Source organism: Thalassobacterium sedimentorum, from assembly GCF_031127905.1.
In the GTDB taxonomy this organism is placed as follows: Bacteria; Verrucomicrobiota; Verrucomicrobiia; order Opitutales; family Coraliomargaritaceae; genus Thalassobacterium; species Thalassobacterium sedimentorum.
Map to the genome: position 1 here is coordinate 1 of NZ_JARXIC010000041.1, position 20,902 is coordinate 20,902.

Annotated in this window: 15 protein-coding genes; 10 read left to right on the top strand and 5 right to left on the bottom strand. The window is 50.8% G+C overall.

The genetic code is table 11. The features are described from left to right. Positions 1 to 182: 182 nt before the first annotated feature. A complete protein-coding gene (locus tag QEH59_RS16205) occupies positions 183 to 1,826 on the bottom strand; it encodes an NAD+ synthase (RefSeq protein ID WP_308986431.1) in 1,644 nt (547 codons plus the stop codon). A 109-nt stretch (positions 1,827 to 1,935) separates the two neighbouring features. Here QEH59_RS16205 and QEH59_RS16210 point away from each other — a divergent pair, with 109 nt between their 5' ends. The 8 genes from QEH59_RS16210 (at position 1,936) to QEH59_RS16245 (ending at position 10,634) form a co-directional block, all read left to right on the top strand. Continuing rightward, a complete protein-coding gene (locus tag QEH59_RS16210) occupies positions 1,936 to 3,276 on the top strand; it encodes a TolC family protein (RefSeq protein WP_308986432.1) in 1,341 nt (446 codons plus the stop codon). Between the two features lie 19 nt (positions 3,277 to 3,295). Beyond that, positions 3,296 to 3,874 carry a Maf family protein gene (locus QEH59_RS16215; RefSeq protein ID WP_308986433.1) on the top strand — a complete coding sequence of 193 codons (579 nt, stop codon included), beginning with the start codon at positions 3,296 to 3,298 and terminating at the stop codon, positions 3,872 to 3,874. 94 nt (positions 3,875 to 3,968) lie between these two features. Further along, positions 3,969 to 5,021: an energy transducer TonB gene (locus QEH59_RS16220; RefSeq protein ID WP_308986434.1), complete on the top strand. Its 1,053-nt coding sequence runs from the start codon at positions 3,969 to 3,971 to the stop codon at positions 5,019 to 5,021. 72 nt (positions 5,022 to 5,093) lie between these two features. Beyond that, a complete protein-coding gene (locus QEH59_RS16225; RefSeq protein WP_308986435.1) occupies positions 5,094 to 5,936 on the top strand; it encodes an RluA family pseudouridine synthase in 843 nt (280 codons plus the stop codon). 57 nt (positions 5,937 to 5,993) lie between these two features. Continuing rightward, entirely contained in the window at positions 5,994 to 6,554 is a 561-nt protein-coding gene (locus QEH59_RS16230) for a transglycosylase SLT domain-containing protein (RefSeq protein ID WP_308986436.1), read from the top strand. 81 nt (positions 6,555 to 6,635) lie between these two features. Then, positions 6,636 to 7,853 carry a BaiN/RdsA family NAD(P)/FAD-dependent oxidoreductase gene (locus QEH59_RS16235; protein WP_308986437.1) on the top strand — a complete coding sequence of 406 codons (1,218 nt, stop codon included), beginning with the start codon at positions 6,636 to 6,638 and terminating at the stop codon, positions 7,851 to 7,853. 191 nt (positions 7,854 to 8,044) lie between these two features. Next, complete coding sequence (locus QEH59_RS16240; RefSeq protein WP_308948867.1) at positions 8,045 to 9,499, top strand: RimK family protein; 1,455 nt, start codon at positions 8,045 to 8,047, stop codon at positions 9,497 to 9,499. Next, positions 9,492 to 10,634 (top strand): GNAT family N-acetyltransferase/peptidase C39 family protein, encoded by a 1,143-nt coding sequence (locus QEH59_RS16245; protein ID WP_308986438.1) that lies wholly within the window; start codon positions 9,492 to 9,494, stop codon positions 10,632 to 10,634. The genes QEH59_RS16240 and QEH59_RS16245 overlap by 8 nt, the downstream gene beginning before the upstream one ends. A gap of 2 nt (positions 10,635 to 10,636) precedes the next feature. Here QEH59_RS16245 and QEH59_RS16250 read toward each other — a convergent pair whose 3' ends face one another. The 4 genes from QEH59_RS16250 to QEH59_RS16265 all read right to left on the bottom strand — a co-directional run bounded on the left by QEH59_RS16250 (position 10,637) and on the right by QEH59_RS16265 (position 16,536). Next, the gene (locus QEH59_RS16250) at positions 10,637 to 11,725 is read right to left on the bottom strand and encodes a carbohydrate kinase family protein (protein ID WP_308986439.1); all 1,089 of its coding nucleotides are present in this window, start codon (positions 11,723 to 11,725) and stop codon (positions 10,637 to 10,639) included. Between the two features lie 108 nt (positions 11,726 to 11,833). Further along, positions 11,834 to 12,673 carry an Mpv17/PMP22 family protein gene (locus tag QEH59_RS16255; protein ID WP_308986440.1) on the bottom strand — a complete coding sequence of 280 codons (840 nt, stop codon included), beginning with the start codon at positions 12,671 to 12,673 and terminating at the stop codon, positions 11,834 to 11,836. 254 nt (positions 12,674 to 12,927) lie between these two features. Further along, a complete protein-coding gene (locus QEH59_RS16260) occupies positions 12,928 to 13,377 on the bottom strand; it encodes a hypothetical protein (RefSeq protein WP_308986441.1) in 450 nt (149 codons plus the stop codon). A 75-nt stretch (positions 13,378 to 13,452) separates the two neighbouring features. Continuing rightward, positions 13,453 to 16,536: a M16 family metallopeptidase gene (locus QEH59_RS16265; RefSeq protein ID WP_308986442.1), complete on the bottom strand. Its 3,084-nt coding sequence runs from the start codon at positions 16,534 to 16,536 to the stop codon at positions 13,453 to 13,455. 152 nt (positions 16,537 to 16,688) lie between these two features. Here QEH59_RS16265 and QEH59_RS16270 point away from each other — a divergent pair, with 152 nt between their 5' ends. Together QEH59_RS16270 and QEH59_RS16275 are read left to right on the top strand one after the other, a co-directional pair. Further along, positions 16,689 to 17,837 carry an efflux RND transporter periplasmic adaptor subunit gene (locus QEH59_RS16270; RefSeq protein WP_308986443.1) on the top strand — a complete coding sequence of 383 codons (1,149 nt, stop codon included), beginning with the start codon at positions 16,689 to 16,691 and terminating at the stop codon, positions 17,835 to 17,837. Then, positions 17,834 to 20,902, top strand: a complete 3,069-nt coding sequence (locus QEH59_RS16275) for an efflux RND transporter permease subunit (protein ID WP_308986444.1) — start codon at positions 17,834 to 17,836, stop codon at positions 20,900 to 20,902. Before QEH59_RS16270 ends, QEH59_RS16275 begins: the two co-directional genes overlap by 4 nt.

Below are 20,902 nucleotides of genomic sequence, written 5' to 3' on the forward strand. Positions count from 1 at the left end.
AGGATTTGACGGTGAGTCCCTTGGATATTTTGGAAGGCTCGTCGTAGTCGTGTGCGGGTTATGCGGCCGTGCGGCGTGCTTTGTGAGATGGGAACAGTGGGAACGTTGAACATTGAACGTCCAACATTGAACATCGAATGTTTTGTGCGGGAGGATCCTAGCCGAAGCTTTTTGAACCGCGCTTAGCTTACATATTTCTGTACGATGGGGATGCGGCGGCCGACGCCGAAGGCGAGTGGGGTGGTCTTGAGGCCGGGGGCGGCTTGCTTGCGCTTGTATTCGTTGAGATCGACTTTGCGCACGATGTCGTTGACGACCTCGGAGTCGTAGCCCTTTTCCACGATCTCGGCGCGTGAGAGGCCCTCTTCTACGTAGAGGCGCAGAATGCCGTCCAAGACTGGATAGGGGGGCAGGGAATCTTCGTCTTTTTGATCGGGGCGTAGCTCGGCGGAGGGCGCTTTTTCGATGGTGTTGACGGGGATGAGTTCGCGCTCGAGGTTCATGTGGCGTGCGAGTGCATAGACTTTCATCTTGGGCAAGTCGGAGATGACTGCCAAGCCGCCGCACATGTCACCGTAGAGGGTGCAGTAACCGACAGAAATTTCGCTCTTGTTGCCGGTGGTGAGCAGTAGTGCGCCAAATTTATTGGACATCGCCATCAGTAGCAATCCACGTGCGCGGGCTTGGATGTTTTCTTCGGTCACGTCGGCTGTGCGGCCGGCAAAGAGGTCGCCCAGGGCGGACTCGGCGGATGCCACGGTGTCTGCGATGGCGACTTCGTGGTATTCGATGCCGAGGTTTTGGGCGAGTGCGGCGGCATCGTCGCGACTGTGTTGGCTGGAAATTGCGGAGGGCAGGGCGATACCGATCACGTTTTCGGGGCCGAAGGCTTCGGCGGCGATGGCTGCAACCACGGCGGAGTCGATGCCGCCGCTGAGGCCGATCAGTGCTTTTTTGAAGCCGCTCTTGTGGGCGTAGTCACGCAGGCCGAGAACGAGTGCGGCTTGTGTGGCGGCATTGCCTTTGAGATTGAATTGTTCCGACACGTAGCCGGTAGGGCTTGCGAGATCGATCACGTGATTTTCTTCGCGGAAGGCGGCCAGGCCGGCGACGAGGCCGCGCTCCGGGTGTGCGGCGAGGCTGCCGCCATCGAAGATGAGTTCGTCGTTGCCACCCACGGCGTTGCAGTAAACAGCTGGGCAGCCGCAGCGTTCAGCGGCGTCTTGCACCAGTGGCTCGCGCGCTTCGTTTTTGCCCTCGTGCCAAGGGCTGGCGGAAAGGTTGAGTAAGAGGTCGATGTTTTGCTCTGCCAGCGTGCCTACAGGATCGTTGCAATAGCGGCGACTGGTCTTGAGATCGGGATGGGTCCAAATGTCTTCACAGATGGTGATGCCGACTTTTTGCCCCTGCCACTCATAGACTGTGGGGCCTTCGGCGGGCTCAAAGTAGCGCTCTTCGTCGAACACGTCGTAACTGGGCAGGAGCGATTTGTGGGCGACGGTTTTAACCTCGCCGGACTCGCACCATGCAGCGGCGTTGTAGAAGGGGCGTCCTGTGATGCAGGGGCCGCGGTCTTGCACGTAGCCGATCACTGCGGGCACGGAGCCGATCTGTTGGGCAATGGCATCGAGAGCGTCTTCTGTGTCGCTAACGAAGCGGCTTTTAAAGAGTAGGTCGCGTGGCGGATAACCGCAGACGGCGAGTTCGGGGAAGAGCACTAAGTCGGCACCGTCGGCGACGAGCGCTTTGTAGGCGCTTAGGATGCGTTGTGAGTTGCCGGTGAGGTCTCCGACTGTGGTGTTGATCTGCGCGATGCCAATTTTCATAGGTAAAATGTATTTGAAACGATTGTTTGAACTGCGACTTGCAAATAAATGACTTGCCCGAATAGTCAGGCGGACTTGCTTAAGCTGCGAGATTTACGACTATTTTCCAATGTACAGAGAAGACAAGACTTTCGCCATTCTATTCACTCTTTGCCTGAGTTTATTGTCTGCGCCATTGATGGGGCAGGGGGCCGGCAGTGCAGTTGCGTCGGAGCCACTTCATTTGAGTGTCGATGACGTGATTGAGCGGGTGAAGGGGCAGAACTTACAATTGTTGATGACTCAAGAGAGCGTACGGCGCGCTTTGGAGCAGAGCTATCAGCGTCGTGCGGCTTTGCTGCCGCAGTTTTCGCTTAACGCGCAACAATCGCGCCAGCAAACAGCGTATGCTTCTTCCTCCACTAGTTTGGATATTCCTCCTTATAATTTGTTTACTTCACGTATCGAAGCTTCACTACCAATATTTGATACTCAGCGCTACGCAGATTTTAAAATCGCTCAGTTGAATTATGCGATCGAGCAGATGAACTATGAGGTGGCGACTCAAGATCTTCTACATCAGGCAATCTTTCTGTATTTTACTCAGTTGCGCGATTTGCGGCGTGTTGAAATCGCTCGTGAGAATGTCGAGCGTGAGCAGGCTTTATTAGATTTAACCCAGCAACAATATGATGCAGGTTCGGCTGTCAAAATCGATGTCACTCGTTCGGAAGTGCGACTGGCGACTGAGCGTCGCACCTTGATGGAGGCGGAAATCGCGGTTGAGGACTCGATGCTGCAGCTAAAGTCCTTATTAGATCTGGACCTTGAGCGTGCAGTGGGGTTAGACCGTGGCATTATCATGGGAGCGAAAGCGCCCCCTTCGATTAAACGGTATGGTTCACTTGAAGTGCTTACTGAACTGCGTCCAGAGCTGGAGAAGCAGCAAAAAGTGCTGACACAGGCCGAGCTGGCTAAAAAGGCGGCGGGATGGCAACGTTTGCCGACATTGGAGCTGTTTGCTAACTGGGGCTATGACTCAAATCATGCCTTCGATGGTGATGAGGCGGAGGCATGGTTATTGGGTGTGCGAGCTTCAATTCCACTTTGGGAAGGTGGGCGCATCGCAGCTGAGTCACGTGAGGCGAGCGCGGCCGTGCGACAAAATCAGTATCAGTTGCGTCAGTTGCGTAACCAGATTGAACGTGAGTTTAAATTTTCAATCCTGGAGATGGATTCGCTTTACGCTCAAATTGAGATTGCGCGTGATGAGGTGCGTCTGGGCCATGATGAAGTACAGCAGGCCAGTGAGCGCTATCGCGAAGGTCTGGGAGATAATCGTGAGCTAATTGACGCGCAAATTAGATTGGCTGATGCTGAGCGTAGCCATCTCAACGCCTTCTATCTCTATGGTTTGAGTCGTTTGACCTTTGCGCGGTCGATCGGTTCAGTAGAACGTGTTTTGGACTAGATTGATGATGACGGAGTCAGTGAAGAAATTTTATCTCGCCTCGGCATCACCTCGGCGTGCGGAGCTAATGCAGCGAATGGGCTTGCGCTTTGAAGTCCGGCCCACGCATGTGGAAGAAGATGATTCAGGGAGTGCCGGTCCGGAGCAGATGGTGTTGGAGAATGCCAGGTTGAAGGCGGCGACTTTATCTGCGCAAGTGCCGGATGCCTTAGTACTTGGTTCGGATACAACGGTTGCGTTGGATGGGCAGGCACTCAGTAAACCTGTCAATTTGGAAGATGCCCGCCGGATGTTACGCATGCTTTCCGGACGTACACATACAGTGTACACGGCAGTTTCTCTACATTGGCAGCAGGGGGGATTGGCACATAGTTTTGTCGAGCGTAGTGAGGTGCGCTTTCAGGAGTTGGATGATGCACGTATCGATGCATATTTTGCATTAGTCAATCCACTGGATAAAGCTGGTGCTTACGGTATTCAAGCTGGTCGCGATTTAATCATCGATGATGTGAGTGGATCGGTGGAAAATGTGATGGGCTTGCCTATTCAGGTTTTAGAGTTAACTTTACAGGAACTTGGTTTCGATTTTTGGAACTAAGTTGATTTTGCCGTAAAGTTTCACTGTGCCTAATCCTACTTCAAAGCCTTATCCGGCGACTCTTTTTCCATGCGAGGTCCGTGAGCCTCGCTGGGTGAGCTGGATAGCACTCCTAGCGACGATTCTTGTGCATGTCGGAGTGGTGCTTGTTGTACCCGAAGAGCTGATGCCGCTTACAGATCGTCACGAGCTAGAGGCACAAGCGGAAAGCTATGAAATTAGTTTAATTGATCCTGTGGAGCCGCGTTTTGTCGAGGCGAGTCCCGAAGTTCCTGAGAATGAACCGGACCGTGCGGATCAGTATTCTTATCGCAGCCAGCAAGCCGCTGACCAGAGTCCATTGGAGGATGCGCTCAATCAGCCAAATGTTGATGGCGAGGAAGACTCTCAAAAGATTATACAAGGGCAGTTGGATCAAACGCCCCCCTTGGAACCAGGTGTTTATGCGACGAATGCAGCTTCCGGAGAGGGAGCGGGTGATCAAGGTGGGAAGCTCGGCAGTCCAAGTGAGGTAGCGAGCCCAGCACCGACACCAGCCTTGCCGGCACCAGATTTCATTCAGCAAGATCCGGTGGCTGCAGAGGGACCTGGTAGTCGCAGCGATTTAGTTGGACAGGCTACGGAGGTGTTTGAAAAACCTGATCCTCAGGCGCCGATTGATGTTTATCGTCCACAGCCCGAGACCACGCAGACTCAAGACTCCGTGGGTGACGGAGCGGGGGGGCAGCCCGAAATTCAAGCCAAGCCACGTGCACGTCCGCGCCTGGCGCCTGAACTTGTGACTGGACCGCTTATGCGCTCTCAGGGATCTGCCAGCCGCCGGGGGGCGCTCGCGATTGATGCGACCTTTAGTGAGTTTGGTGAGTATGAGCATCAATTTTACGCTGCGGTGCAGACGGGCTGGTATCAGGAAATTGATTTCTTTCAGCCAATCGATACAGCTACACGGGTACAAGTTCGTTTTACATTACATGCGGACGGACGTGTTACTGATGTGCAAGCGGTACAGAGCACGGCGAGTGAAATTGCTACGTTTATATGCGAAACTGCCATAACCAAGCGTTCACCTTTCAGACCTTGGACTCAGGAAATGGTGCAAGTCTTTGGTCAACAGCGAACCTTGAATGTTATGTTTCATTATCGTTGAATTTCCGCTAAGGACATATTCGATTGGATATTGAGCTAACGCACATTATACAGATACTGCTCTTAATAAATTATGTCGGATTTTGTAGATACATCGCTGGATCAACTGCCTTTAAAAGAAGGAGTCTCTATATTGGCACACAATCAAGACGGTTTGATTGCATTGGATAAGCCAGCAGGGGTGATGTCGCATCCGAACTGTGGTGAGGATCAACAACGTGCCTTATTGGTGGCTGAGTATGATTTAGAGCAAGAGTGCTATTTCTGGCAGGATGGTGCCGGTGGCATTTGTCGAGCATGGTTAATCAATCGTTTGGACTCGCCCACCTCTGGAGTCATTTTACTGGGGCTAAACCCTGAAATTAGTGCGACAATAAAAAAGGAATTTTCCACACACCGTGTGACAAAAATTTATTATGCCTTGGTTCGGGGGAAGCCTGGCGTGGCTTCTGGATCATGGCTGGATCAATTGAATAAGCATGTGCACAGTGCTAAACGGTCCAGTAAAATGGGGCAGCTGAAGGTTTCAGCCAAGACACGCTATCAAGTCATTAAGTCGCCTACGGGAGGTTTTCCAGTCAGCCTGATGAAATTGATGCCATTGACTGGGCGCACTCATCAGCTCAGAGTGCAGTGTAAAAAACATGGGCTGCCCATTGTAGGTGATCGCACCTATGGAAGTTTTAGTTTTAATAAAGAAGTGGCCATGAAGGTGGAGACTAAGCGAATGCTGCTGCATTCAGCCGAGACGATCGTGCATTATAATTACCAAGGTAGAGTTCGAGAATTGGTTGCCAAGTCTGCACTACCTGAGGATTTCACCTCGGTTATGAATTATCGTCCTGGTTTAAAGCACACACAGGCCAAGGGCGCCCGCAATTCTGTTCTGAGTAGCCGACGTTTTAAGGCGAGCTAAGGATTTTGAGAATACCTAGTATTGCCAGTCTTCGCTATCTCTGTTTCTCTCTAAGTAATGGATCATCATTATCATCGTCACGAGCGCTTATTCATTCGAGTCGCAGTGATTTTAGGTGTGCTGGTGGGCATTCTAGCGTTTAGCATTACACGTTCGATAGGTGCGCGCAGTGAGCCGATTTCTGCGGAAGCGGTCTGGCAGTATATAGAAGAGATTGCACCACAAAGTGATTTGGATCCTGAGTTTGTCTATGCGCTTGCATGGGCTGAGAGCAGTTTGAACGCGCGTGCACGCAGCTCGGTTGCGAGAGGTTTAATGCAGCTGACTAAACCGGCTTGGCGAGAAGTCTCGGATGAGTCCTATCGACAGGCCTGGGATTGGCGCACAAATGTGCGTGTTGGGATCGACTACCTCGCCTTTTGTCGGGATTATCTTAAGAAACACGATAGTTTTACCTATCCATTACTCGCAGCTGCTTATCGTTATGGTCCCTACTATGTTGGCAGTAAGGATTTTCAGCTTTCGCAGCTGAAGAAGCCAAAAAATGAAATTTATCGGCGAATTTTTGCTGGTAATATACGACCAGTTCGACCACCTAGTTTGTCAGCAATTCCTTAGCCAATACAGGAGAATGTATGCATAGCAAAGTGCAATAGAATTACATTGCGAGTCCGTGCGATCTACCTTGCTTTGAGCCGTATGGACAACTCGAGGCGTGAAATTGCAATTATAGGCGGCGGACCTGCAGGCTTGCGGGCAGCAGAAGTGGCTGCGCGTCGTGGAGCAGCGGTCACAGTCTTTGACGCCAAGCCTTCAGTTGGGCGTAAATTCTTAGTGGCCGGGCGCAGTGGTCTGAATCTGACCAATAGTGCCGATTTTGAGACATTTCTGGCCCAGTATTCCGGGCGTGATTTTCCAGTCGAGCGTTGGCGGGAATACCTGAAGGATTTTGACAATTATCATTTGAGTGATTGGGCCACGGAACTCGGGGTGGACACCTTTGCGGCATCGAGTGGTAAGGTTTTTCCTTTTTCCAAGAAGGCGGCGCCTCTATTGCGCCGCTGGGTCCTGCGCTTGCGCGAATTGGGCGTGGTGTTTCGTATGAAGCATCAATGGACAGGGCTAGCGAAACAGCCCGACGGTCGGATTCAAATCGACTGTCTGCAGGGGGATCAGCCCGTGCAGGCAAGATTCGATGCGGTCGTCCTCGCCATGGGCGGTGCCTCATGGCCGCAGACCGGATCTACTGGCAGTTGGGTCTCCATATTGGAGGCGCAAGGTGTGGAAGTGGTGCCCTTAGCAGCCGCAAATTGTGGTTGGGAGTGTGACTGGAGTCCTGAGACGCGTGCACAGATAGAAGGCAAGCCACTGCAGAATCTGAAGCTGAGTGCGAATGGGCGCACGCTGACCGGTGAGTTGGTGGCCACGCGTTACGGTTTTGAGGGCACTCCTCTGTATACTTTAGGCAGAGAGTTGCGTCGGATGGCTTCGCCCGTCATCGAAATCGATTTTAAGCCGACATTTACTGAAGCGCGGCTCATTGCAAAAATGGAGTCCGCGCGTCGCAATTTTTATAAAGAGGCCAGCCTGCGTTGGAAATTAAATGAGACCGCCTGTGCGATTCTCCGTCAGTATTACGGTGAGTTTCACGATGCAGTATCTTTGGCTCAAGCGGCCAAGTGTTGTCGGATTCCATTGACGCAAGCGCGTCCAATCGCCGAGGCCATTTCCACCGCCGGAGGGGTGGCTTGGTCGGAGTTGGATGCGCAACTGATGCTCAAGCAATTGCCCGGCGTCTATTGCGCGGGAGAAATGATTGATTGGGAAGCGCCCACCGGTGGTTTCTTGATACAAGGTTGCTTCGTGACCGGGAACGTGGCGGGGCAGAGTGCCGCGGCTGGGCCTGTGGTGGCGTGACTTCTGGGGTAGCTTGGGGGGGAGCGATGTCGCGCGAGCGACGTCTGCTGCGTGCCGGGGAGACGCGATTGGCATCGCGTCGCTAGCAGTGTGCATATTTGCCGTCGATTAAGAGTGACTTTTTCTAAAAAAGGCTCATAGCAAACGGACCAAAATGATGGATCCGATTTGATCGTCTGCGGTATCATTCAATGTATAAGACCTTAGTTGTGACTGATCAAACGGAGACGCCTCCGTTAGATCTCAATGTGATCACGTTTGAGCAGTATCTCTCAGATTATCCGAAGCTGGGAGAGCCGCGCACGCGCATTATCAATTTGTGCGATACCGAGCACTATTTAAGCCGGGGCTATTATTGCTCGCTGCTGGCGGAGTCGCGCAAACACCGGGTGTTGCCCAGTGTCAATACCATCAATGATCTTCGTTATCAAGATGGCGGTGAAGAGCATCGTTTGCAGCCCTTGCTCCCAAAGTTGAGTGCGGACATGGAGGTGCCGGTCGTGCTCAATATCTATTTTGGTTGGACGGAGCGTGAGGAGTGGAAAAAAGTGGCGCGTGCGGTCTTTGAGCGCTATGCGGCGCCGCTCTTGCGGGCAAGCCTTAGCCGTGGTGCGCATGGCTTGGAACTTTCGGTCGAGCGTGATAATTTATCCGTGCTCAATACTGCGGAGCGTGAGACCTTCTATGAGCGGCTGCGGATCTTTACCGAGCAAGTGTGGCGCAATCCTAGCCATAAGAATAAGCATCGCTGGGACATGGCTATTTTGCACAATCCGGATGAGGCCAATGCGCCGAGTGATGCTGAAGCGATTAAGCGCTTTGTCAAAGCAGCTGCCAAGGTCGGCATCGCCGCAGAGTTGGTGCGTTCAGATGAGCTGAAGCATCTCTCGCAGTACGATGCGCTCTTTATCCGAGAGACGACCAGTATCGACCACCCCACCTACCGACTTTCGCGTAAGGGGGAAATGGAAGGCTTGGTGGTGATCGATGACGCGACTTCAATCATGCGCTGCTGCAACAAAATTTTTTTACAGGATGCGTTCAGTTATAATAAGGTCAGTGCGCCCCGCACTTTAGTGGTGGCCAATGCCGAGGCGCTCGAGCTCGATCGCATTGAGGCTCATTTTGATTATCCCGTGGTGCTCAAAATGCCAGAGAGTTCATTTTCGATCGGCGTGTATAAAGTCGGCAACCGCGACGAGCTCAAAGAGAAGTTGGGATTAATGCTTAAAGAGTCGGCATTAGCTTTGGTGCAGGAATACATCTACACCGATTTTGATTGGCGCATCGGTGTGCTCAATGGCCGGGCCATCTATGCCTGTAAATACTTTATGGCACGCGACCATTGGCAAATTTATAACCATGCATCGAGCCGAAAGTCCGGCAAGTCCGGCGGCTTTGATACCATCCCTACCTTTGAAGCACCGAAGCCGGTGTTGGACGCGGCACTCAAGGCCAGCGCGATCATTGGCAACGGTCTGTATGGAGTCGATCTTAAGCAAAAGGGCAACCAGATCTATGTGATCGAGGTGAACGACAACCCGAGCATTGATCACAGTGTGGAAGATGCCTACTTGGGCGACGAACTTTACATGATGATCATGCAGGAGTTCGTAGATCGCTTGGAGCGGCGTGGACGTGAGTGAGCGTCGTTTTCGTTGTGCGCAGGCAGAGGATATCGAACGTTTGCTGGAGATTGAGGCGCTCTGCTTTACTTCGGATCGATTGAGCCGACGCTCCTTTCAGCGTTGGATCAAAGGCGAGAATTGTATCTTCTTAGTGCTGGAGTGGGACCAGGTCGTCTATGGTTACGGCCTCGTTTTATTGCATAAAGGCACACGCCTGGCGCGGCTCTATTCGATCGCCTTGCACCCCGAGGCGCGCGGGCAGGGGCATGCCAGTGCATTGATGCTGGCCCTCGAAGTCGCAGCAGTGGAAGAAGATCGACTCTTTATGCGGCTGGAGGTGGCCAAGCAAAATCTCGCTGCCGTGCAGCTGTATCAGCGTTTGGGCTATCGCGTGTTTGGAGAGTTTCTTGATTATTACGAAGATCATAGCGATGCCTTGCGGATGCAAAAGCGCATTCGCTATCCAGAGCGCGTGCGTGAGGAGAGCTTCGTGCCTTGGTATGGGCAGCATACCGCCTTCACTTGCGGACCCGCATCGCTGATGATGGTGATGGCGGCCATTGAGCCTGCGACTGTATTGAACCAAAGTCTCGAACTCGATCTTTGGCGTGAAGCCACCACTATTTTTATGACATCAGGCCACGGAGGCTGTCACCCCTTAGGTCTGGCGCTCGCGGCAAAGCGCCGTGGCTTCGCCGCGGAAGTTATGATGAGCCAGACCGATCCGCTTTTCGTGGAAGGCGTGCGCTCGGCGCACAAGAAAGAGGTGCTGAATTTGGTGCACGAGCAATTTCTTGAGCGCAGTCAGGCGCAGGCGATCCCCATTCGGTGCGAGGCAGTTTCGGTGGCCGAAATTGAGTCGCAATTAAAGTATGGTGCGTTTGTGCTGGTGATGATCAGTAGCTACCGACTCAACGGCGACAAGGCACCGCATTGGGTGGTGGTGACCGCCTTTGATGAACTTTGCTTTTACTTGCACGATCCGGACACAGATAAATTAACGATCAGCGAGTTGGACTGCCAATACATACCCGTCGCTAAAGAAGACTTCGCAAAGATGATCAATTACGGGCGCAGTCGCTTTAGCGTAGCACTCTTTATTAGGCAGTCAGATACGCATTCTGTGAATGAATGCACCGTTGCGAGTTTATAACTTTAATCAGACGTCGCGACTGCTTGTAAATCTTCATAAAATTGCATACATGCTGCGAGACTTTGAATACCTCCGGAGGGAGTCAGATGCGTTCGACAGACAGTAGAAACAGCAATGCCTTGACGCAGGCAAACACTCGGACTCAGTGCCTTTGCCAAGCCGTCGATGTAACCAGCACAAAAAGCATGGTCAACTCCGGCTGAGCCAGCGCGCTTATCCAATGGTAGGAATGCGCTGCCTTGGTGAGCAAAGCTGCCATCTGCACCAACGTAGACTGCACCCGATCCGGATTGAATTATCACAGCTTTGTGTAAGCCAGTGTCGAGAATCTCCTGTGCCAATGTCCGCGCCATGGTTGGGTCAAATTGATTCTCCGTATATAGACTGCGATTTGTTATCGTCTCTGCAGTTCTATCATTGAGAATGGCATAGTCGGCTTCGGCCAATGTATCTGCAAAGTCCTGTAGTGAGGTTCCGCTATCCAGCGGAGCGAATTCGACTATCGTTGTGATGCCGCGTTTACGTGCATCGCGAAGCAGTGTGGTGGCTTGAGTATTTTTTTTCGGATGGTCGCTTACTTCCAATTGTCCTAAGGCACCGAGTGATCCCAGGAATAAGTAATCAAGTTCATCATCAGTTGTTAACTGGACATCATTGCGGCAGAAATGGGCTCCGGCACCGTCGAAGTGAAAGCAAGTGTGCTTGCCTGATTCTTTTACGGTGTAGACGTCGGTATAACCTGTTGAATACTTCTCATCGTAAGCAAGCTGACTGATATCTATGTCATGTTGCCGGCATTGTTCCGTGATAAACTGTCCATCTAAATCACGGCCAATGCGTCCAGCACCTTTTAGGGAAAATCCGGACTCGAGTTTGGCTAAGTTGATGAGTAGATTGAGTGGTGCGCCGCCGGGGCTGACCACTTCTTCAAAAATGCGAGAGCTGGCGCGCTCGCTTGGATAGTGTTCAACGACCTTGTGGTAGTCGGCGACAAAAGTGCCCACTGCAAGTAGCTTTGGTGTGTGTGCTGCTTGTGTGTGTGTTGGGCAGTTTGATTGCGTTTCTTTGTTGGTGTCCTCGTGTGTGCTCATAATTACTGTTCTATTGGGTATGAGGTAACAATGGAGTGACTCGCCCGGGTTTGGGCTGGGAACTTTAGATTGTCGATGGTCCAACGATGGTCAACAATCGTGCAACGTTTAGGCTTTCTCGCTCTTAGTTAATAAGTTGAGAATGCAGACCCATAGGCTGATTGCGATGATGGAAACTGGTAGTTGCAAGTTGGTGGGGAAGCTGTAAATGATCACCGACATCGGGATCCAGAATGCCCAGTTGGATAGCAAGACTGGTAGCATTTTCACAGCAAAGAATTCTGAGAATGTGGGGCACTCAAGCTTCATCTTTTGCAGGGAAAAGCCATGGTTTTTCCAAGAGAAGAGCAATGTTTGGTAAGGGCAGGCTAGGAAAACTGTCCAGACGAACTGATCAAACAGCATTTTCTTAACCAGAACTGTGGTGTCATTGCCTGCGCCATAGAGGTTTGCCAATAACACGAAGATGGGTTCCTTGGCGGCACTCATGATGCCGAATGTCAGAAACAGGAAGCCGAAATTGAGCGTGTTTTGCATTGTCCATCGACGCGTGCTGCTGGAGAAGTAGGCGTAGCATTCAGAGATGAGGCCAACACTCAGTCCAGCTGCAAGTATCGGAAAGGCGATCCCCATCGTTTGTTTGAGTATGCTTACTTGATGGAAGAACGAGTTAACAGATGGAATGCTGTTATACGCCCAAGCCAAGAGTGCCATTAAGCTTAGTGTGAACATCGCAGGCACACTGTTACGTTTAATTGCGGTCGCTCCTTTATAAATGCTCAATCGGACGCATTCATCAAAATTCGTCGATTGTGAGTGTGAAGCCTGGGATGCCGCTGGTGATTCTTCTGCAATTAAATTTCTGGATCGGAAATGACGGTGGTAGGCAGTTCCGTTTTCGGTTGGCGCATTTAAAGCGGCTTCGAATGGTATGTTGGTCGTATGCATTATTGGTTTCCTCTCGGTGGAATTATAATGCAAGTGGTTAGCATTGCAGATGCCAATTGTATGTCTGCGCTGGCTTAACGCAGACGAAATGTTATTTTTTACTTTATTTACACAGTATAAAGGAGTTTTGCCCTATTTGGGCTAAGGTTACTCGAACATATTGTACTTAAATGCAGATAACTGGGTGTACAAAAATAGCCGTGCCCATCCAATTTGAGAGGGCACGGTCTATTAAGCTCAACGCTTTAAGCTGTTTATTCGACTTTTTCGGTGGGGATCTTGTTTGGGCAGGTGACGGCTAGTACTGGCACCTTGGTTTTGATCCAAACGTTCTGTTCTTTAAACAGCTTGGCAGGAACTGCTTCGCAGGCTTCGCCAATTGTTTCTACGGGCATACGGCGTCCTTTGGGCGTGGTATTAAATTCGTAGGCTGCACTGATGATACGTTCGGGGGCGACTGTGACACCATCATCCTCAGGGATTTGTACCACCCAGCCGGTTAAATCCTTATCCTTGAGTTCATCTTCTGGGTCGGAAATGAGGATGGAAAATTGTTTCTTAACCGGAGGGGGACGATTGGCTTTCTCCTCTTCTTCAGCTTTCAGTTCCATTTCGATTTCCTGCATGATCTCGTTGACCTTACGGATATCGGGTTCGTTGCGTTGCAGGATGAATTTTAGGGTTTCTACGTCGATTTTTGCCATAGCCTGTTTGAATAAAAGTAAAATTAGAATGTGAGCGGGAGATTGGTATTGAAAGCCCCTCTGAATGCGAGTCGATTATTTTTCTCGCTGGAAGAGTTGTTCGGATGCTTTAAAGACATCGCTCATAAGCTCTGGCGAGTCGATAAAAGTATATTCACCAGTGTCGCCCCAATCCCATGTTTTACCTGTAATGTAGTGGCGTATGGGGAGATCGATTTCGTCTAAGGCAATGTTTGCCGTATCTGAGGCAGTACTAATAACTTGTGCTGCTAGGTTTTCGGCATCTCGGCTCAGTTCAGAGAGTACGATGATGCTTTCATTGGTACGATAGATACTGTTAATATGTATGCGCCAACCTGCATCCGGTACATCCAGGCGAACTGTGATCGGCATCGGGTCCGCCAGATCGCTTTTTTGGGGATCGTTTTTATGTAGTGATCCAGCAATAACTTCTGTTAATTGAGTGGGATCGAAATACTCCTGAATTGTACGATTGACGTCATCTGCATGGAGCTGGCGAACGAGCTCCGGATATTGATCGATGTATTCAGGTTCGAAGCCGCGTTGCATAAAGCTGTGGACCTGTGCTGCGACGCTACCTGTGGTTGATAGTCCGACTAGATAGGATCCGGTTAAAGTTTCAATCGCAGCGCTTACTTCTTGTTCAGTGACACCCTCCGAGTACCAATGTTGTAGAACTTCATGCGTGGCTTGAAGGCCCTGGTTTAGCATACTGGGCGCAAAGCTTGCGCTTAGAATCCAATTACCTGGAGTCAGAATATCACCTTCATGCCCTGAGCGAATACTGTAAGTTAGGCCACGATTCTTACGAACTTCAGTCATCAGACGTGAGTGAAAGCTACCGCCTAGGATATAGTTACCAACCATAAATGGCAGGTAGTCTTCTGCGGTGCGTTGCAATTCAGTGTTATAACCAAAACGAACGGCGACACTGGTTTTGTCTTCTATGTAGATGCGTTCGGACTGCTGTTGGTTGGTGAGCTGTTTGGTCGCTAGTTTGGGATACTGGCTGCCAGTGTTCCAGTCTTCAAATGCGTTTGCGACGGCGGCCTTGAGTTGTTCGAAGTCGATGTCACCTGTGAAGATTAGGGTCATGGAATCCGCGCCATAATGGGCTTGATGGAAGGCGCTTAGATCCTCGATTGTGGTGGACTTGAGGTCTGCCAGTAGTTCTTTGATCGGGGTGCTATAGTTGATGTGATGAGTGGGATAGAGTAGTCGTGAGAGCTGAGCACTTGCACGGTAATCAGGATTATCAATTGCCTGTAGGAGGCCGGCTTCCTGGCGGCGTTTCAAATTGTCCAGTACGCTTGCGTCAAAAGCTGGATTGCGCAGTTGATCTGCAAGAATCTCTAATACCGATCCCGCGTCTGGACGCAGGAATTGCCCAGCAAAGTTGAGATTTTGTGCCCCCGAACTAAAACTGATGTCCGCACCGAGTGTATCGAGTTTCTCTGCAATTTTAAAGCGATCCTGGCTGGTGGTGCCTTTGTCGAGCATGGCGGCAGTCAGACTCGCCAGCATCGGTGCATTTGCAGGGCTTAAACTATCTCCTGCAGCAATACTGCCAACAAAGGAGACAACGTTGTCGATTGGCATATCAATGGCAACGAGGCGTATGCCTCCGATTTGAGCCTGCTGCATGTGGGTACTGAAATCGACGATGGGGCGAGTCTGTGCGGCCATCTTTGTCGGTGCGGTAGTTGTGGGTTTGTTATGTAATGGGCCAAACAGGGCAGGATCCCTGAAGTAGTTTGGGCCAGTAATATGAGTAGCCTGCGCTGTTAGCGAATTGACGACTTCCGGAATGAACCAGCCGGTGGTGCTGCTTTGATTAATAAAGTATTTAGCGGCCACTTTCTGTAGCGCATCTGTTGAGACCTGCTGAATCGCATTTGGTAGTTTCAGATAGGCAGTCCAATCTCCCATAGCAATCGCTTCGTTGATTTGATCTGCGATCGCATAGGGCCCATCGCGGCCATAAACAGTACTGGCCTGGATGACTGACTTGGCTCGTGCTAATTCGTCTTTGTCCACGCCGCCACTAATCAGCGCATCAATTTCATCGAGAATGATGTTTTCTACTTCTTGGTGTGTGGAGTCAGGAGTTAAATAGGCTCCAAAGATGAAGAGGCCAGGGTCTCTCAATTGGGGGGCGTAAGTGAAGGTGGCACTGGCTTTGCCTTTGTCTTCGAGCGCTCGATAGAGACGGCCCGTTTTATCGGCGCCAAGCAATTGTTGTAATAAGGTGAGGGCGGCCCAATCTTCATGTGTGCCAGCGGCAACTTTAAAGCCGATCATGACCACGCCGACCTGACCCGCGCGGTGAATCGTTACCCGGCGGGCGCCGAGTTGTTCTGGTTCGCTGGTTGTGACCGCTGGTATTGTGTGCGGTGCGGCGGGAACCTTGCCATAGTGAGTGACGATGGCTTCCAGTGTTTCAGCTTTATTGAAACCGCCGATGATAGTTAATACTGCGTTTTCTGGCCAGTAGTAGGTATCATAAAATTCACGTAATTTTTCTGTTGTGGTACTTTCGATATCTGAGTGCCAGCCTATTGTTGGGTGGCTGTAAGGATGCGCCATATAGGCGCTGGCAAAGAGTTCTTTAATTAGAGTGCTAACAGGGCTATTCTCGCCACGCTCGTATTCATTACGAACGACAGTCATCTCTGAGGCCAAGTCTTCCTCCCGTATGAGCAGGCCGCGCATACGGTCTGCTTCCAACTCAATGGTCATCGGTACATACTCACTGGGCATAGTGGCGTAGTAGTTCGTGCGATCGAACCATGTGGTTGCATTCGAGCGTGCACCAATACGCTCCATTTGGCTGGAATAGTCGTTGCCATCGACGCTATTGAAGCGTTCGGTGCCCTTAAACATCATATGCTCTAAAATATGAGTCGCACCAGTGGTCCCCGTTACTTCATTGCGTGAGCCGACTTTATAAGTGACCATGACCGTCGCAACCGGGAGTCCCTCGTTGGGCATGAGCAGAATATTGAGGCCGTTTGATTCTAGGCGATATTCTTCGATGCCTCCAAGCGTTCGTATGCTTTGGATGCCATCGGGAATGCTCTGAGCAAAACTGTGTAGTGCGATTAGGCAGAAAATTAGGGGAATTGTTAAAAATTTCATATAGCTGTGAATATGGTCAGTATTGGCGATTCAATGTTCCGTCGAGCTTATGGCAAGTATGAGAAAGGACTTTTCGCAGTATTCTTTTTGTTCAATTGCTTTTGGCGAAATTCTGTGAACGCTACGTGGCTTCATTATCAATGGGATTATTTATGAATCATCTTAATACAGTTTTAAGTGTGCTGGTTATAACTGTACTGATTATCGGTTGCGACAGTGAGCACAGCACTGGGAAGCAGCGGGTACGACCTGCGGCACCGGTGGAAGTGGCGGCAGTTGAAGTTGGCTCAATTCGTGAAATGCGGGTTTTTAGCGGGGCTTTGGAAGCCAGTGCATCGTTTCCTATTTCCCCCAAGGTGAGTGGCTTGATTAAAGAAATAGGAGTCGACATCGGTGATTTGGTTCAGCAGGGAGAGGTGATTGCAACTTTGGATGATGCGGAGTATCAGCAGGCATTAGCGCAGGCACAGGCTGATTTACTGGTGGCACGGGCCAATTTAATGCAATCAGAGAGCCATTTAACGATTTCGCAGCGCGCAATGCAGCGCTCGCGCGTGTTGCGCGAGCGCGGAGTGGCTTCTGAGGCAGAATACGACATCGTACAGAGTGAGCAATTGGCAGCTGAAGCTCAATTGGAGGTGCAACGTGCACAGGTTCAGCGAGCAGAGTCGGCGGTTGAGACCGCTCGGATTCAACTCGGCTACACTAAAGTTCAAGCGCTGTGGTCTGGTGACCCTTCACCACGGTCGGTGGCGGAACGCTATGCGGACGAAGGGCAGACACTCAATGCGCTGTCACCATTAATTCGTATCGTGGATATCGATCCGCTCACTGGGGTCTTTTTTGTTTCAGAAAAAGACTATCCTCAATTGTCTGTCGGGCAGGTCGTTGATATAGAAACCGATGCGTATCCAAATGAAATTTTCCAAGCGACAATCGAGCGCATTGCGCCCGTTTTCCAGGAGAGCTCCCGGCAAGCACGTATTGAAATCACGGTGCCGAATCATGACACTCGATTGAAGCCAGGCATGTTTGTGCGTGCCCAAGTGGTGGTCAAGGAAGTGGCGCAGGCACAGATTGTGCCGGATATGGCCTTGGTCACACGTTCGGACTCAACGGGCATTTTTTTGTTGAGTGAGGACGGGCAGACTGCGCGTTGGCGGCCTGTGCAGCTGGGCGTTCGCGAGGGCGATCGTGTTCAAGTGATCGGCGAAGATATCCTAGGGCAGGTGATTGTTCTGGGGCAACAACTGGTTGAAGATGGCTCACCAGTATCACTCGCTTCTTTTCCTACCGAATGAATTTACCACGTCACAGTGTTCGCCGCCCGATTTTTACAACGATGGTGGCTCTCATCTTGATCGTGTTGGGCGCGGTTTCTCTGAGTCGTATTCAGATTGATTTGTTGCCTAGTATTGAACTGCCGACAGCATCTGTTCGCACTGAATACGAGGGCGCAAGTCCGGAGGTAATCGAGCGTTTAATCACGCAAATCATCGAAGAGATTGTGGCTACGGTGCCTGGAGTGGAGGAGATCACCTCAACATCAGAGGAGGGACGCAGTAATGTTGAGGTTAACTTTGTCTGGGGCACTGATCTCGATGCCGCTGCCATTGATCTGCGTGCGACGATCGAAGATGAGATTAGCGAGTTGCCTGACGATATCGTACGTCCACGTATTAGTAAGTTTAGTGTCAACAGCTTTCCGGTCGTACTAGTTGGGGTTTCAAGCCCCTTGGATCCAGTCGAATTAACACAGTTGATTGAAGATCGTATTCGCCATCGTTTTACGCAAATTCCCGGTGTTGCACAAGTGGACTTCTGGGGTGGATTCCCGCGTGAGGTGAGAGTGGAGCTATATCCTGAGAAGATTAATGCACTCGGGCTTTCGTTGAATGAGATTTTAAGTGCGTTACGTGATGCTAATATAGATCTGCCAGCGGGGCAGATCGAAGACGGGCGCTATGAAGTGACGCTGCGGGCACCGGCTCAATTTGAGAGTATTGATCAGCTGCGCCAGACGGTGCTGACAGTTCGTGATGGAGCTGCAGTGACAGTCGCGGATATTGCTGATGTGCGTGATACTTATGAAAAATTAACTCGATTAATTCGTGTGAACGGTGAGCGGGGCGTACGTATCGCGATTCGTAAGCAATCTGCCGCCAATACAGTTGAAGTGTCGCGTCATATCCTAGAGGAGATCGATCGTATCAATCGGGAGTTTCCGCAGATCAATGTCGTACCAGTCATTAATCAGGGGAATTTTATTGAGCGTTCGATTGAGAATGTGGCGCGTTCTGTTCTTTATGGAGGCGGGTTAGCCGTTTTGATACTACTATTTTTCTTACGCAATATTCGTAGCACTCTGGTGATTGCGGTATCGATCCCAATCTCGATCATTGCCACTTTTTCTCTCATTTATTTTGGAGGATTGACGATTAATTTAATGACGCTCGGCGGTTTGGCGCTTGGGGTGGGGATGATGGTGGATAGTTCCATCGTGGTCTTGGAAAATATTTTCAGGCAACGTGACGAGGAGACGAAGAATCGTGTGGATGCCGCAGCAGAAGGGGCCTGGGAGGTGGCTCCCGCAATTGTGGCCAGTACCATCACCACCTTGGTGATTTTTCTACCTATCGTTTTCGTGCAGGGTGTGTCAGGGCTCTTATTCCGTGAGCTTGCCTATGTGATCTGTTTTTCATTGGTGTGCTCCCTCTTGCTTTCCTTAAGTTTGGTGCCGATGTTGGCATCGCGTTTACTCAAGCCTGCGGATCATGGGGGGCATATTCCTAGTTGGCTGACACGGCTCAAGCATCAGGCCACACAGGCGTTTGAGCGCATGAATCAACTGTATTTGAACCTGTTAGAAGCGGCATTGTGTCATCGTGTTAGAGTGATTCTTAGCATGTTGATATTGCTGGGGCTGAGTTTATGTATTCTCCCGTATTTAGGCACCGAATTTTTACCGCCGAGTGATGAGGGCGAGGTGCGAGTGACTGGCGAAATGGAGGTGGGTACACGCCTGGAACTGTTGGACCAACAGACCCGCTGGTTGGAGTCCTTGGTTTATCCATTGGTACCAGAGGCTGTGTCCACAGTTGCGACTGTTCGCGAGAATACCGGTGAAATACGTATGTCTTTGTTGCCTGCAGCTCAGCGTAGTCGATCGAATGTCGAAATTGCCGAAGCCTTGCGACTGGCGATCGAGGGACAGGTGCCAGGTATGGAAATTCGCACACGTGCGCCACAGGGGCAGTTTTTGCTAGAACGCATTATCGGTGGAAGTGAAGGGGTTACCGTTGAAATTCGAGGCTTTGAGTTAGCCACTTTGGAAGCACTTTCTGCTAAGGTGGCTGAAAGGATTCAAGGGATTGATGGTATTACTGATATCGATCGCAGCTATGATTCTGGCACGCCACAGCAAGAAATTTTGATTGATCGACAAAAGGTGGCTGATCTGGGCTTTACTCCACGGGAAATTACTGAGGTCATTGAGACCGCAATCGCTGGTTCGCGCGCGGGGAACTATCGCAGTGAGGGTAATTCGTATCGTATTCTGGTGCAGTTGAAGGATGCTGAATCGCGCTCACTGGACGAGGTGCTGAACCTAACACTGCGCAGTGCGGATGGAGATATGATTGTATTGCGTAATCTGGTGCGTACCAAAAGTAGTCGCGCGCCTCTTGAGATTACGCGTAAGCATCAGCAACGTCAGGTTACAGTGTCTGCCAATGTAGCTGGTCGTGATTTAGGTTCAGTTGCAAATGATATACAGGCGGTGTTGGAGGGGATCCCGCGTCCGGACAACTATGAATTAAATATATCCGGTAATTTTGAAGAGCAGCAAGAGGCATTCCGGGAACTGTTCGTGGCGCTATTGATCTCACTCTTGCTCGTTTATATGGTTTTGGCTTGTCAGTATGAAAGCTTGCGTGACCCCTTAGTTGTCATGCTGTCCACGCCTATGGCTGCGATTGGGGTACTGCTAACGCTTTGGTTGACAGATACGACCTTGAATCTTCAATCTGGGATTGGCTGCATTATGTTGGGGGGCATCGTGGTCAATAATGCGATTTTGTTAGTCGACCAAGCGAGCTCTTTGGTCCGGGAATCCGGCTATAGTTTGCATGCTGCGGTGGTGGAAGCTGGACGACGGCGTTTTCGACCGATTTTAATGACGACTTTAACCACGATTTTGGGTCTATTACCACTTGCGTTGGGGATCGGTGAAGGAGCCGATGCGCAAGCACCGCTGGCGCGTGCTGTGGTGGGCGGGTTAATTGGCTCCACTTGTATCACACTGATACTCATACCTGTCGTTTATACCTTGGTGCATTCAGATAATGAGGAGACGAAGCAATCATGA

What these genes read in the sequence shown, in the direction of transcription:
- QEH59_RS16205 (WP_308986431.1), bottom strand. Translation starts at nt 1,826, where the DNA reads ATGAAAATTGGCATCGCGCAGATCAACACCACAGTCGGAGACCTCACC.
- QEH59_RS16210 (WP_308986432.1), top strand. Translation starts at nt 1,936, where the DNA reads ATGTACAGAGAAGACAAGACTTTCGCCATTCTATTCACTCTTTGCCTG.
- QEH59_RS16225 (WP_308986435.1), top strand. Translation starts at nt 5,094, where the DNA reads ATGTCGGATTTTGTAGATACATCGCTGGATCAACTGCCTTTAAAAGAA.
- QEH59_RS16230 (WP_308986436.1), top strand. Translation starts at nt 5,994, where the DNA reads ATGGATCATCATTATCATCGTCACGAGCGCTTATTCATTCGAGTCGCA.
- QEH59_RS16235 (WP_308986437.1), top strand. Translation starts at nt 6,636, where the DNA reads ATGGACAACTCGAGGCGTGAAATTGCAATTATAGGCGGCGGACCTGCA.
- QEH59_RS16240 (WP_308948867.1), top strand. Translation starts at nt 8,045, where the DNA reads ATGTATAAGACCTTAGTTGTGACTGATCAAACGGAGACGCCTCCGTTA.
- QEH59_RS16250 (WP_308986439.1), bottom strand. Translation starts at nt 11,725, where the DNA reads ATGAGCACACACGAGGACACCAACAAAGAAACGCAATCAAACTGCCCA.
- QEH59_RS16255 (WP_308986440.1), bottom strand. Translation starts at nt 12,673, where the DNA reads ATGCATACGACCAACATACCATTCGAAGCCGCTTTAAATGCGCCAACC.
- QEH59_RS16260 (WP_308986441.1), bottom strand. Translation starts at nt 13,377, where the DNA reads ATGGCAAAAATCGACGTAGAAACCCTAAAATTCATCCTGCAACGCAAC.
- QEH59_RS16265 (WP_308986442.1), bottom strand. Translation starts at nt 16,536, where the DNA reads ATGAAATTTTTAACAATTCCCCTAATTTTCTGCCTAATCGCACTACAC.
- QEH59_RS16270 (WP_308986443.1), top strand. Translation starts at nt 16,689, where the DNA reads ATGAATCATCTTAATACAGTTTTAAGTGTGCTGGTTATAACTGTACTG.
- QEH59_RS16275 (WP_308986444.1), top strand. Translation starts at nt 17,834, where the DNA reads ATGAATTTACCACGTCACAGTGTTCGCCGCCCGATTTTTACAACGATG.